General features: G+C 41.5%; 17 protein-coding genes. 7 read left to right on the forward strand and 10 right to left on the reverse strand.

What is annotated here, in order from left to right:
• Positions 1–17 precede the first annotated feature (17 nt).
• On the forward strand, positions 18–962 hold the full coding sequence (locus tag HC175_RS01035) for a LysR family transcriptional regulator (protein WP_168136663.1): 945 nt from the start codon (positions 18–20) through the stop codon (positions 960–962).
• Between the two features lie 28 nt (positions 963–990).
• Here HC175_RS01035 and HC175_RS01040 read toward each other — a convergent pair whose 3' ends face one another.
• The 3 genes from HC175_RS01040 to HC175_RS01050 form a co-directional block, all read right to left on the reverse strand.
• A complete protein-coding gene (locus HC175_RS01040) occupies positions 991–1188 on the reverse strand; it encodes a hypothetical protein (protein ID WP_029037416.1) in 198 nt (65 codons plus the stop codon).
• A 131-nt stretch (positions 1189–1319) separates the two neighbouring features.
• Entirely contained in the window at positions 1320–2120 is an 801-nt protein-coding gene (locus tag HC175_RS01045) for a TIGR00266 family protein (protein WP_168136664.1), read from the reverse strand.
• Between the two features lie 57 nt (positions 2121–2177).
• Positions 2178–2633 carry a DUF4442 domain-containing protein gene (locus HC175_RS01050; RefSeq protein ID WP_168136665.1) on the reverse strand — a complete coding sequence of 152 codons (456 nt, stop codon included), beginning with the start codon at positions 2631–2633 and terminating at the stop codon, positions 2178–2180.
• A gap of 146 nt (positions 2634–2779) precedes the next feature.
• Here HC175_RS01050 and HC175_RS01055 point away from each other — a divergent pair, with 146 nt between their 5' ends.
• From HC175_RS01055 to HC175_RS01070, 4 genes are all read left to right on the forward strand, one after another.
• Positions 2780–3298 carry a DUF4870 domain-containing protein gene (locus HC175_RS01055; RefSeq protein ID WP_168136666.1) on the forward strand — a complete coding sequence of 173 codons (519 nt, stop codon included), beginning with the start codon at positions 2780–2782 and terminating at the stop codon, positions 3296–3298.
• Between the two features lie 70 nt (positions 3299–3368).
• Complete coding sequence (locus tag HC175_RS01060; protein ID WP_168136667.1) at positions 3369–3713, forward strand: PadR family transcriptional regulator; 345 nt, start codon at positions 3369–3371, stop codon at positions 3711–3713.
• Complete coding sequence (locus HC175_RS01065) at positions 3706–5409, forward strand: PspC domain-containing protein (protein WP_168136668.1); 1704 nt, start codon at positions 3706–3708, stop codon at positions 5407–5409. Before HC175_RS01060 ends, HC175_RS01065 begins: the two co-directional genes overlap by 8 nt.
• A 3-nt stretch (positions 5410–5412) precedes the next feature.
• A complete protein-coding gene (locus tag HC175_RS01070; RefSeq protein ID WP_168136669.1) occupies positions 5413–5550 on the forward strand; it encodes a hypothetical protein in 138 nt (45 codons plus the stop codon).
• A 66-nt stretch (positions 5551–5616) separates the two neighbouring features.
• Here the strand turns inward: HC175_RS01070 and trxB are convergent, their stop codons facing one another.
• Positions 5617–6594 (reverse strand): thioredoxin-disulfide reductase, encoded by a 978-nt coding sequence (gene trxB / locus HC175_RS01075; protein ID WP_168136670.1) that lies wholly within the window; start codon positions 6592–6594, stop codon positions 5617–5619.
• 139 nt (positions 6595–6733) lie between these two features.
• On the opposite strand from trxB, the gene HC175_RS01080 reads away from it, so the two are divergent.
• Positions 6734–7369 (forward strand): trimeric intracellular cation channel family protein, encoded by a 636-nt coding sequence (locus HC175_RS01080; protein ID WP_168136671.1) that lies wholly within the window; start codon positions 6734–6736, stop codon positions 7367–7369.
• A gap of 152 nt (positions 7370–7521) precedes the next feature.
• A complete protein-coding gene (locus HC175_RS01085) occupies positions 7522–7881 on the forward strand; it encodes a hypothetical protein (protein WP_168136672.1) in 360 nt (119 codons plus the stop codon).
• On the opposite strand, the gene HC175_RS01090 is transcribed toward HC175_RS01085, so the two are convergent.
• From HC175_RS01090 to HC175_RS01115, 6 genes are all read right to left on the reverse strand, one after another.
• Positions 7878–8294 (reverse strand): DUF6691 family protein, encoded by a 417-nt coding sequence (locus HC175_RS01090; RefSeq protein ID WP_168136673.1) that lies wholly within the window; start codon positions 8292–8294, stop codon positions 7878–7880. The two genes, HC175_RS01085 and HC175_RS01090, sit on opposite strands and share 4 nt — an antisense overlap.
• A 1-nt stretch (position 8295) precedes the next feature.
• Entirely contained in the window at positions 8296–8853 is a 558-nt protein-coding gene (locus HC175_RS01095) for a YeeE/YedE family protein (protein ID WP_168136674.1), read from the reverse strand.
• A 75-nt stretch (positions 8854–8928) separates the two neighbouring features.
• Entirely contained in the window at positions 8929–9828 is a 900-nt protein-coding gene (locus HC175_RS01100) for an NAD(P)-dependent oxidoreductase (protein ID WP_168136675.1), read from the reverse strand.
• Positions 9829–10013: 185 nt separating this feature from the next.
• The gene (locus tag HC175_RS01105; protein ID WP_168136676.1) at positions 10014–11555 is read right to left on the reverse strand and encodes an acyl-CoA carboxylase subunit beta; all 1542 of its coding nucleotides are present in this window, start codon (positions 11553–11555) and stop codon (positions 10014–10016) included.
• Positions 11556–11572: 17 nt separating this feature from the next.
• A complete protein-coding gene (accC, locus tag HC175_RS01110; RefSeq protein ID WP_168136677.1) occupies positions 11573–13015 on the reverse strand; it encodes an acetyl-CoA carboxylase biotin carboxylase subunit in 1443 nt (480 codons plus the stop codon).
• A 42-nt stretch (positions 13016–13057) separates the two neighbouring features.
• Positions 13058–13543 carry a biotin/lipoyl-containing protein gene (locus HC175_RS01115; protein ID WP_168136678.1) on the reverse strand — a complete coding sequence of 162 codons (486 nt, stop codon included), beginning with the start codon at positions 13541–13543 and terminating at the stop codon, positions 13058–13060.
• Positions 13544–13545: the final 2 nt, after the last annotated feature.

Below are 13545 nucleotides of genomic sequence, written 5' to 3' on the forward strand. Positions count from 1 at the left end.
TTCAGAAATAATAAGGAATGACCATTACACAACTACACTATGTTCTGGCAGTAGCCGAACATCAGAATTTCACCAAGGCAGCGCAGAAGGTTTTTGTTACACAACCAACCCTTAGCATGCAGATCCAGAAACTGGAAGAAGAGCTGGACGTACTCATTTTTGACCGAAGTAAGAAACCCATTGAGCTTACTGAAACAGGAAGAAAGATCGTATCCCAGGCGCGTAATATTGTCAACGAAAGTGACAGGATAAAAGATATTGTAGATCAACAAAAAGGATTTGTAGGAGGCTTATTCCGCCTGGGAGTCATACCTACCGTGATGCCTACGTTATTGCCAATGTTCCTGAACAACTTTATCAAAAGATATCCGAAGGTTAAGCTCAAAATTGAAGAACTGCATACTGAAGCTATAATCGAGCAACTTCAGGATGGACATCTGGACGCCGCAATTGCCGCTACTCCCTTAGATTTACCCAATATTAAGGAACAGGTTCTGTATTATGAGCCATTCGTGGGCTATATTCCGCAGGGCCATAGGTTGCATCGTATGGAAAAGATTAAGGTGGATGATCTCGACCTGGATGATATTCTACTTTTAGAAGATGGGCATTGCTTTAAGGATGGAATTCTGAACTTATGTAAGGCGAACCGAACTCCGGGAGAAAACGATCATTTTCAGCTTGAAAGTGGCAGTTTTGAGACCATGGTCAAGCTGGCGAATGAGGGACTTGGAATGACTCTTCTGCCCTATTTACATACCCTTGATCTAAAAGAAAGTGAGCACGCCAATATAAGAATGTTCCAGGAACCCAATCCTGCCAGGGAGGTAAGTCTTATCTATAACAAAAGTGAACTAAAAATGCAGATCATAGAGGCACTTCGACAAACGATCGCCGGAGTTATAAAAGGTGCTATTGCCTATCAAAATGTACAGATTATAAGCCCTGTACACAAGAAATAAAAAGAGCGGCTCGAAAGCCGCTCTTTTTTTAAGGATTTAAATAAATAAGACACTGATTAAGTTCGGGATTCTGTCTAATTAGAGAGAAAATATAAAGCTTTAATTCTTCAATCTCATACGGTAGTAATCGCTGAAGCGCCTTTTTCACCTCTTTACAGAAAAGCGTTACATCAAAACTTACTTTATGAAGTACCGTTTTGGTGTACTCAAACATCGCTCTTGCCATAGTTGTAAAAATAGTTGGTTAACCTGATTAAAAAAAAGTAATGGTTATCAATAAGCGAAAACGTTTTCGTTGGCTCAGTAAAAATAAGAATATTTTTTAAAAGAACCAGATGAAGAAGCTAATTTAACAACCTAGAACCTGTTATCTCCGCTCACAATATCTCCCAGGCCTCCTAAAATACTTCCTTCTCCTTTATCTTTTCCTCCACCTTGTGGTGCGGCAGCAAGAATTCTCCCCGCCAGCCTGCTAAATGGCAAAGATTGAACAAATACGGTACCTGGTCCTGTTAAGGTAGCATAGAATAAACCTTCCCCTCCAAAAAGGCTGTTTTTGATCCCTCCTATAAATTCAACATCATAATCAACGTCTCTTGTAAATCCAATAATACAACCGGTATCGACCTTCAGTTTTTCTCCTGGACCCAAAACCTTCTTGGCAGTAGTACCTCCAGAATGAACGAATGCCATGCCATCCCCTTCAAGCTTCTGCATGATAAAACCTTCCCCTCCAAAGAATCCTCGGCCCAGCCTTTTACTAAATTCCACACCAATGGATACTCCTTTTGCCGCACACAAAAAGGCATCTTTCTGACAAATAAATTTTCCGCTGAATTCCGTCAAATTAATAGGGATCACTTTTCCAGGATAAGGTGAAGCGAAGCTTATCTTCTTTTTTCCCTGCACATGGTTAGTGAAAATAGTCATAAAAAGACTCTCCCCTGTTAGTAACCTTTTTCCCGCACCCAGCACTTTTCCAAGAAAACCTTCGTTTTCACGAGATCCGTCCCCAAAGATCGTGTCCATTTGTATTCCATTCTCCATCATCATAAAGTTACCGGCTTCGGCAATAACAGCTTCCTGGGGATCGAGTTCCAGTTCTACATATTGCATCTCTTCCCCAAAAATTTCAAAATCTATTTCATGTGCATTCATGAGAGTATTATTTAAAGTTGTGTTCTATTATTTAATTTATACTTGTATTTGAAAGGCTTAGGATTTTAATTTTATCGTCCATTCAAACTCAAATGTCGAGATCTCCTGCCCTTCCTGGTTTACACCATGAGATTTCATCCAGAAGGTTTGACCTTCTCCGGTTCTTATTGTTTCTTCAAGAGCAGATGAGATAATATTTCCATCATTACAAATAAAGGAGATCTTTCCAACAGCTTTTTTAGTAAACCTGGAATTGCTTTGAATTACCAGCATTGAAACCGATCGGCCTGACTCTCTTACTGCTTTCATCACTAAAGCACCAGTACTTAACTCGGCTGCCATTGCCTGCACGGCAAAATAAAGTGAGTTAAATGGATTTTGATTGATCCACTTATGCCGTACAGTGGTGACGCAATGCTTCTCATCAAGATCTTTTACCCGCACTCCGCAAATCCAGGCGCTTGGCAATTTGAACATTAAGAAAGAGTTGATCTTTGGAGCAGAAATCTTCATGGTAGCTAATTAGTTTTCTTAAAAGTATTCAAAAATTACAAGATGCTCAAAAGTTAAATTTATGTAAACAATTAAAAATATTTAGTACTTTGTTTTGCACAATACCTTCTTAAAGATATATATTTGCATTAGAAAATCAATCAAAAATGACAAATCAATCGCTTAATCAAGACAAAACGGTAGCAGCCCTCATCCACCTGTCTACCTTTTCAATGTTCTTTTTTCCTTTTGGAAATTTCTTTTTCCCTTTGATCTTCTGGACGGCAAAAAGGAATGATCCTTTTGTAAATCATCACGGGAAACAGGCGCTCAATTTTCAGATCAGCTTATTTCTTTATTCCTTCTTTCTCATTATGGCAGGAGTTGCAGGTGCCCTTTTACTCGGTATTAGCCTGGACTTTGAGGGTTCGTTTTATATGAATGAACACCAACAGTGGATTGGAAATCCATTTGAGGCAACTCCCGTTGTCGTGTTCATTATGATCATGCTTCTGCTCCTGTTAAGTCTTTTTGTTCTGTTCATTTACGCCACCGTTTCTGCTACCGTAAGGGCCGGGGAAGGAAAATTATACAATTACCCTTTATGCATAAATTTCTTAGGGGCAGAAAAAGAACCTTCAGTTAGAAAAGATGCTGAAGTTCCGGAAGAACAAGAAAACCTATAAATCTAAAAATCATCAAAATCATCAATCAATCAAAAAATGAATAGTTCAACAAAACTCAAAACCAAACACTATGAAGATTGAAAACACCAAGGCCCAGATGCGTAAGGGTGTCCTGGAGTACTGTATTCTTTCAGTATTAAGAGACAACGACGCGTATGTAGCCGAGATCCTGGATACTTTGAAAGGCGCAAAACTTCTGGTAGTGGAAGGGACCATTTACCCTTTGCTCACTCGACTCAAAAATGCCGGACTCCTGAATTATCGCTGGGAAGAATCAACCAGTGGCCCACCGCGTAAATATTATGGCTTGACCGAAACTGGTAAAATTTTTTTAAAGGAACTCACCCTCACCTGGGATGAACTGCAAACAGCAGTAAATATAGTAACTACCCAAAAACCAAAAAATCATGAATAAGACAGTCAATATAAATCTTGCGGGCATATTCTTTCATATTGATGAAGATGCTTTCGCCCGGCTACAACATTATCTTGAAGCTATTAAACGTTCTCTTACCAACACCACTGGGCAGGAAGAGATCATTCATGATATAGAGGCCCGTATTGCCGAATTATTTGCTGAAAAAATTAAAACAGAGCGACAGGTTATTGGGGTCAAGGAGGTAGATGAAGTTATCTCAGTAATGGGGCAGCCCGAAGATTATATGCTCGATGAAGAGATCTTTGAAGATGAACCTGTTTACAAGAAAACTAAAGGCAGAAAACTATTCCGAGATACAGAGCATAGTTACATAGGTGGAGTTTCTTCAGGTCTTGCTCATTATATGCGAATAGATGCTATATGGATAAGACTGCTGTGGATCCTGTTAACGATCTTTTCGACCGGAGCTTTCATTCTAATTTACATAGCTCTGTGGATCTTCGTTCCTGAAGCCAAGACCACAGCCGATAAACTTGCAATGCGAGGAGAACCAGTTACCATCAGCAACATCGAAAGAAAGATTCGGGAAGGTTTTGATGATGTCTCTGGGAAGGTAAAGGATATCAACTATGAAAAATATGGCTACAAAGCCAGGGCAGGAGCAAGTTCGGCTGCTACAGCTGTAGGAGATGTGGTTATGTTCTTTCTAAAGCTGTTTGTTAAGCTCATTGGAATATTCCTTGTCCTCATTGCAGGAGCTACTCTAATAGGCTTGTTTATAGGGCTGTTCTCCATTGGCACCTTTGGTATCATTGAAGCACCCTGGACAGATTTTGTGGAACTCGCCGGCCCCGGTGCAGACAGTATCTGGGTAATCTCTATCCTTGCCTTCTTTGCAGTGGGGATCCCGTTCTTTTTCCTGTTTATTCTGGGATTGAAGATCCTGGTAAAAAACCTGAGATCAATTGGTCGAACTGCAAAACTAGTACTGCTGGCCTTGTGGATCATTTCTGTACTCGGTCTTATTTTCTTCGGAATTCAGGAAGCTACAGAACGCGCATTTGATGGGGAAGTGAGAATTTCAGAAACCTTACCTATTAGTGCCAGTGATACCTTGCACATTTCCATGTTCGGAGACAGGCAGCTCAATTCTACTCCTTATCGATCCTCCGATTTCAACATTTCTTATGACGAAAATGATACAAAAGTGATCTGGTCACAGGATGTTCAATTGATCATCAAATCTACCTCAGATTCTGTTGCAAGGCTGGAAGTGATCAAATTTGCTGAAGGAAAGAACTACGAGGAAGCTCGCGCAAGAGCTCAACAGATCAACTACAATACGAGATTTGCAAACGGCAACCTTGAATTAAGCGGATTGCTAACTACAAATCCCGATAATAAATATCGCGATCAAAGCGTGCAGGTAACAGTATTTATGCCCGTAGGTTCGATTCTACACGCTGCAGATAATACTTATTCCTTTCACCGGAACGAAGATTTCTATGGAGATGTTTTGCACAATGGGTATGAAGGCAGATATCTTAAGATAACCAGTGCAGGAGCTGAATGTCTGGATTGTCCTGCAGAAGAAGAGGATCCATGGGAAAATGAAGAAGACACCTGGGAAAATGAAAGCCACGTAAGGGAAAATGAAAATGACTGGGATCAACAGGAAGAAACTCCAGCAACCCCTGCGCAATCAACAGCCGTCGATACTTTATCGATCTAGACCATGAGTATTTTGATCGAAGTTATTATCACTGCTCTTCTTTCCTTCTTTATGGCTACTGGAGAAGTAAAGAGTGAAGTTTCTAAGGATAAGGTATCCATGGAAAAAATAACTTTCGCCAAAAGCGAAAAGTGTGACTAACATGATTGAATTAAAAAAGGAAAGGCTGCCAGTGATGGCAGCCTTTCCTTTTTTATCTTACTATTATTAGCCTTGTTTTTCGGCCACTTCTTCACTGCTCTCTACAGTAGCAAGATATCGCTCTGCATCTAGCGCTGCCATACAACCTGTACCAGCTGCAGTTATCGCCTGGCGATATTCCTTGTCCTGTACATCTCCAGAGGCAAATACGCCAGGAATGTTGGTTTTTGTACTTTTCCCCTGGGTAATAAGGTAACCTGTACTGTCCATATCCAGTTGCCCTTTAAAAATTTCAGTGTTGGGTTTATGCCCAATAGCAATAAACAATCCGGTGATCTTTATTTCCTCTTTCTCACCTGTCTGGTTATTGAGCATTCTTAGCCCCTCTACTACCTGTTCTCCTAAAACTTCGTCTACTTCTGTATTGAACCTTAGATCTATATTCTTGGTATTAAAAACTCTGTGCTGCATGGCTTTAGAAGCTTTCAGCTCATCCTTTCTAACGAGCATTGTCACTTTTGTACAGATATTTGCAAGATATGTAGCTTCTTCAGCAGCTGTGTCTCCACCTCCAACAATGGCAACTTCCTGTCCTTTATAGAAAAAGCCATCGCAAACTGCACATGCCGAAACGCCGCCACCTCGTAATTTCTGTTCACTGGGAAGCCCCAGGTATTTTGCAGTTGCACCTGTAGAAATAATCACGGTTTCGGCTTCGATCCATTTTGAATTATCTACGCAAATGCCATGAACACCTCCTACTTCCTTGCTAAACTGCACTTCGGTAACCATCCCCATTCTCACCTCCGTTCCGAATCTTTCGGCTTGCTTTTGAAGGTCCATCATCATGGCGGGTCCGTCAATTCCGTCGGGATATCCAGGAAAGTTATCTACTTCTGTGGTGGTGGTGAGTTGTCCTCCTGGTTCCAGGCCGGTGTACATAACCGGATGAAGATCTGCTCTAGCCGCATAAATTGCTGCAGTATATCCTGCTGGCCCAGAGCCAATAATAAGACACTTAATTCGTTCTTTGGTTTCGCTCATGATGTAAAAATTTCTTCCGGTAAAAATAGTAACTTTCGCAGAAACCTGCCGGGTTTAGAGATACAGATTTACTATGGATGCATAAGGTTCCTGAATCTTTTCATTTCTCACAGTTCTGCTATTCTTATACCTTTGCGCTATGATCGAACTCTCGCTTTTCAATGTCCTTGACCTTTTGGGTACCACCGCATTTGCTATTTCGGGCGCCCTGGCAGCGATGAACAGAAGGCTCGATCTCTTCGGAATTTTCATTATTGCCTTTGTCACGGCCATTGGAGGAGGTACAGTTAGAGATACGCTCATTGGAAACACTCCGGTTACCTGGATGGAAAATATCATCTATATCTATTTAATAGGCGTTGTTACCATTTTCTCCATCATCTTCAGAAGGAAGTTGAACTATCTCAAAAAGTCTCTTTTCCTTTTTGATACCATTGGGCTTGGGATTTTCACAATTACTGGTGTCGAAATAGGTATCCAAAATGATCTCAACCCCATTATTTCCATCACTCTAGGCGCTATGACTGGAACTTTTGGAGGTGTAATTCGCGATATTCTGTGTAATGAAATTCCGGTGATCTTTAGAAAAGAGATCTATGCTACTGCCTGCCTTATTGGTGGTCTCGCATTTATTATCCTACATGAAGTTGGAGTACCTCAAGACCTTATCTATCTTGTTACTTCCCTAACGGTCATCATAATTAGGCTAATTGTGGTAAAGTATCACATCTCACTTCCCTCCTTCTACCTTTCTTCGGAAAAGACACCTCTCTAAAATGCCATTTTTGAAGGCTCTTTCTGGCTCCTGAAAAATTTTGGATTAATTTCTCATACTTTTCTGTAACACTTTCATTTCCAGATAGTCTTTAAGATATAAGATGTAAAATCCCCCATTGTATCAATTATTAACTTTTAAAGATTGGAGTCATGAAACGTTTTAAACTTTTGCTGTTAACTCTCGCCATTTCCATCAGCACTGTTATCTATGCTGAAAAATCTAGGAAGATTTATGATCTGAACGCACTTTCTGCTGAAATTGAACTCTTACTGCGCAATGCCAACCAAACAATTCCTGAAGGAGAAACCGTAACATTATTCTTTTCCATTTCAGAAGAAATGGAGATCCAGGCCCTTAATGTAGCTTCCGCCAATAAAAAGACAAGCGAACTTCTTGAAAAGAAGCTGCAGCATCAAAAAGTCGATGGTAGAAAATGGAGGGAAGGAATGATCTATGAACTATCTATAAAAGGTCAAAAGACTTCCACTGCCTGTATCACTTCAAATTAGTGTGGTAGTTTATTTTTGAGCAGACCATACAGGAATGCTCCCAGCAATGCGCCTGCCAACACTACGAGTATCGACACATATCCCGCGCCTATTAAAGTATAAATAGGCCCGGGACATGCCCCCGCCAAAGCCCATCCAAGTCCAAAAATAACCCCTCCAAAAAGGTATTTTTTAACCCCCTTCTCCTTAGGGGAAATTTTAATGGGTTCCCCAGAAAAAGATCTTAATTCATACCTCTTTATAAGCTGAATTCCTATTATGCCAATTACGAGAGCAGATCCAATGATGCCATACATGTGGAAAGAATCGAACTGGAACATCTCATAGATCCGGAACCAGGATGCTGCTTCAGATTTAAACATCACAATTCCAAAGAATATTCCTATTGTCAAATAACTAAGTGTTCTTTTCATTTTAAAAAATTATAGGAAATAAAAAATGGACCATAAGGAGCCCGCCAATAAAAAACCCGATCACGGCGATCAATGAAGGAAGCTGAAGATTACTTAGTCCAGAAATAGCATGTCCAGAAGTACAGCCCGCAGCATAACGTGCGCCAAAACCAATTAAAATTCCACCCAACAGGAGCAGGAAAACTGCTTTGGGATCTAAAAGGGCTTCAATTGCAAATAGATTGTCGGGAAGATAAGCTTCCCCCGCGCTGTCAAAGCCTAAATCGTGAAGCTTTTCAACAGTGGTTGCAGCAATTTTCACATTATTATTATTGGAAAGGACATTTGCTGCCAAAAACCCTCCAATTGCTGCCCCCAGAATGACAATAAGATTCCATCTGCTTGCCTTCCAGTCAACATTAAAGTAAGCCGATTTCTTACCTGCACCGCACATCGTACACATGGTTTCGAGATTCGAAGACATGCCGAATTTCTTCCCCATAAAAATGAGCACAAACATGACCAGTGCGATCATTGGGCCGGCTACATACCAGGGCCAGGGTTCAAAAATAAATTCCATAGGGTATTTTTATGCAAAGGTAGCGCTTCAATCCTTTCTTGTGAAAACTTATGATCACGAAACCTGATGCTGCAATTACAGAAGCGCATGCTTTACATTCTGCAACACCTTTTCAGAAAGCCTTCTCTGGGTTTCTGCCGACCAGCCGGCACTTTTGTTAGCGGTAATGATGCGCGCCATCTTTTCGGCCTCTTCTGAAAGCTCCTTCTTTCCATCCCCGTCAAAAATGGCAAAATTTCCCTGCTTTTTTATCCAGGTCCTGAAGGCACTTTCTTCAAACGGAAGTCCTAAAGAAGTGTTGATAAGAATTTTACCGGTTCCAAAAATGTCAAATTCGGTAGCTGTTAAGATCACTGTATTTCTTGGAAGATGTATGGAGATCACATCTACGGTTTCCAGTAATCTTTTTAAAGGAAGGTAGGTTAGCTGCTCTTCCATATTCCTTTTCCGCGTCCGACTATAGTAATAGAGATCTGTCCCAAAAGCTCGTAAGCATTTTGCCAGTAATTGCCCGGTGACTCCCAGACCTATGATACCAATCTTCTTGTTGGTAAGTTCAACTGGCATTTCCCGCCATTGGTACGCACCCAGTCCGTGGAAAAGATGCACCAGTTCAGAAATAATGAATTCGGCCACTCCGGGATCTCCATAATCTTTAATTCCGGTTACAGTGATTCCTTTGCTTCGTGCAAATTTGACCGCAACGTTCGCTGAGGCATCGTCGTAGAGGCTGCAGGCCATGCCTATATATTTTAGATTTGGACAGTTTTTGATGATCTCCTCTGAAATTTGAGTTTTCCAGGAAACAATTATCGCATCGGCATCCCCAATCCTTTTCACAGTCTCCTCCTTCGTACCTGGAATATCGTTGTAAACGCAGAGCTCTTCTTCACTCAGCTCCTGCAACTCCTCAAGAGCCCAGGGCTCTAGTTTGGTATAGTCAACGCAGACAATCTTTTTAAACTTGTTTGACATGAGAAATTAGACAAGAGAATTGTGATTTTAGACGTGAGACGGTAGACGGTATAAATTGAATATTTTATATGGTTTATTTTGTAGGAGATATTTAATAAAGGCATTTCACGAACCCTTAATCCGGAACTAAAAAACGGCCACTTTAAACCTTGAATTTTGAATTCGAACTTTGAATAAACTGCCGGTTATAGCGGGATATTTCCATGCTTTCTGTCTATCCTAAGTACTTCCTTATTCTCCAACATGCTGAAGGCTTTAAGAAGTTTTCTTCGGGTATCTCGCGGCATGATGACCTCATCAATAAAACCTCGTTGTGCAGCTTTAAAAGGATTGGCAAATTTTTCGGCGTATTCTTTTTCTTTTTCAGAAAGCTTCAGTTCTGGATCTTCAGCGGCTTTGATCTCCTTTCTAAAAATGATCTCGCTGGCACCTTTAGCGCCCATTACAGCAATTTCGGCTGTGGGCCATGCATAATTTAAGTCGGCTCCAATATGTTTAGAATTCATTACGTCATACGCTCCACCATAGGCTTTTCGGGTAATTACTGTTACTCTAGGTACGGTAGCTTCACTCAACGCATACAGTAGTTTTGCTCCATGCAGTATGATCCCGTTCCACTCCTGGTCTGTCCCCGGAAGAAAGCCCGGAACATCTACCAGCACCAGCAATGGAATATTAAAACAGTCACAGAATCGCGTAAAGCGGGCTGCTTTTCTCGAAGATTCGACATCCAAAACCCCGGCCAGACTCATTGGCTGATTGGCGACAATACCAATGCTTCTTCCTCCCAAACGGGCAAAACCTACAATAATATTATCGGCATATGTCTTATGGATCTCAAAAAAGGAATCTTTATCGATGATTCCTGTGATCACCTCATGCATATCGTAGGGCTTATTAGAACTATTGGGAACAATATCCTCGAGTTCTTCTCTAATTTCATTACCAAAATCGAAAGGCAGTTTTTCTGGAGTGTCTTTATTGTTTTGAGGCATGTAACTCAGTAGTTTCTTAATGTCCTCCAGACAGGAAATGTCGTTTGCTGCAGTTCTGTGAGTAACCCCGCTTTTGGTGGAATGCGTGCTTGCTCCTCCAAGTTCTTCGGAAGTCACCTCTTCATTGGTTACCGTTTTTACAACGTTTGGTCCGGTCACGAACATATAGCTCGTGTCCTGCACCATAAGCGTGAAATCGGTCATCGCAGGAGAATAGACGGCACCACCGGCACAGGGACCCATGATCGCCGAAATTTGCGGAATTACTCCCGATGCCTGCACGTTTCTATAGAAAATATCGGCATAACCTCCCAAAGATCTCACTCCCTCCTGTATTCTGGCTCCTCCTGAATCATTCAATCCAATCACCGGAGCACCAACTTTCATAGCGTGATCCATGATCTTACAGATCTTTTCGGCATGCGTTTCTGAAAGAGAACCTCCAAAAACGGTAAAATCCTGTGCGAATACATAAACAAGTCGGCCATTGATGGTTCCGTAGCCGGTCACGACCCCATCTCCATAGTACTGCTGTTTCTCCATATCGAAATCGGTAGTGCGATGGGTGACAAGAATACCAATTTCTTCAAAAGAACCTTCGTCAAGCAGGTAATCTACACGTTCGCGTGCAGTGAGCTTTTTTTGCTCGTGTTGCTTAGCTATTCTTTTTTCACCTCCGCCCTTAAGGGCTTCAGCCATTTTTTCTTTTAGCTTATCAATATTTTGGCTCATGTTTTCTGCTTCAGCAATTAATGGTTGGGTAATCTTAATTGTTCTCTGTCTTTCAGGTATTGTTTTAGGGCTATCAAAGCAGCCAGTTCAGCCTGCTCCCTCGTCTGATTTTCCAGTTTCTCTGCGGAATAGTATTTTTTTACAAAGTGTGTATCAAAGTTTCCACTGCGGAAAGCTTCATGCTCAAAAACGAATTTTCCGAAAGGTAAAGTGGTACTCACTCCTTTTACCTCATACTCACCTATTGCCTGAAGCATACGCTGAATTGCTTCTTCACGGGTTTTTCCATAAGTTATAAGCTTTGCGAGCATAGGATCATAATAAATAGGAACTTCCATCCCTTCTTCAAATCCGTCATCCAGCCTTACTCCTTCTCCAGAAGGCCCGCGATATTTTTCAAGAAGCCCTACACTGGGCATGAAATCTTCTAAAGGATCTTCGGCATAAACCCTTAGTTCAACCGCGTGCCCCTTTATCTTCAGGTCTTCCTGTGAGAAAGAAATAGCCTCTCCTCTTGCAATTTTTATTTGCTGCTCCACAAGGTCGACGCCGGTGATCAATTCAGTGACAGGATGCTCAACCTGTAATCGAGTATTCATCTCCAGAAAATAGAAATTCCTGTTTTCATCCATAAGAAATTCCACCGTTCCCGCTCCAACATAATCACAGGCTTTCGCAACTTTTACAGCAGCTTCTCCCATTTGCTTTCGTAGCTCCTCATCGAGAATGACCGAAGGCGCTTCTTCCACAACCTTTTGATGCCGACGCTGAATGCTGCATTCGCGTTCGAACAAATGCAGGTAATTTCCATGGGTATCGGCAAGCACCTGCACTTCAATGTGCCGCGGACTCCCCACATACTTTTCTATAAAAACCGAACCATCTCCAAATGCCGATTCAGCTTCACTTATCGCCCGCTTCATTTGATCCTCCAGATCTTTTTCTTTTTCAACTATGCGCATTCCTTTTCCTCCCCCTCCAGCCGAAGCTTTGATTAGGATAGGGAAGCCAATTTCAGCAGCGATCTTTTTTGCTTTTTCAGGATCTGTAATGGCCTCGTCAATACCAGGCACCATAGGAATATCATATGCCTTGACAGCATCTTTTGCTGCAAGCTTACTCCCCATGATCCTGATCGCTTTAGATCCTGGTCCTATCCAGGTAATTCCGTTCTGTTCCACCTTTTCGGCAAAACCGGCATTTTCACTTAAAAATCCATAACCGGGATGAATGCCATCCACTTTTAGCTCTTTGGCTACTTCAATGATCTTGTCTCCTTTAAGGTATGATTGGTTTGAGGGTGCCTCACCTATGCAGACTGCTTCATCTGCAAACTTTACGTGAGGTGCGTTTCGATCTACAGTTGAAAACACAGCGACAGTTCTTATCCCCATTTGCCGTGCTGTTTTCATTACTCTTAGGGCGATCTCTCCCCTGTTCGCTACTAATATCTTTTTCATTTTTTTTGGAATTTGTTGCCTGAAAAAACTGGTGAGTTCTGCTTATTCCATTTCAATGAGCAACTGGTTTTTATCTACCGTCTGGCTTTTTTGAACACTAACTGATTTTACTATCCCATCTCGGGGTGCAGTTAAAGTATTTTCCATTTTCATGGCTTCGAGTACCAGGAGGTAATCTCCGGCCTTTACCTCATCTCCTTCTTTGACAAGTACGTCGAGAATAAGGCCAGGCATAGGAGCTTTGATGTCATTGATCACCTGCGCTGCAGCCAGACTTAATCCCATTTCTTCGATCAACAGATCTAATTCATTCGAAATTTTGATCTCAAAGTCCCTGGAATTTACCTTGACCGTATAGGACTTGTTTAAAAAATCTGACAGCACAAGCTGAGTCTTGAACGAGAGATGGTTCTTCAAGACATGAGCAGATCCTCCTGCAGTGTTCTCCAGATCCAGGTTGTCGATTTGTTCCTCTGTAAATTCAAATTCCATTTCCCCATCCACCAGAACTTTATATTTTTCTTTCATAT

This window comes from Salinimicrobium oceani (assembly GCF_012037645.1).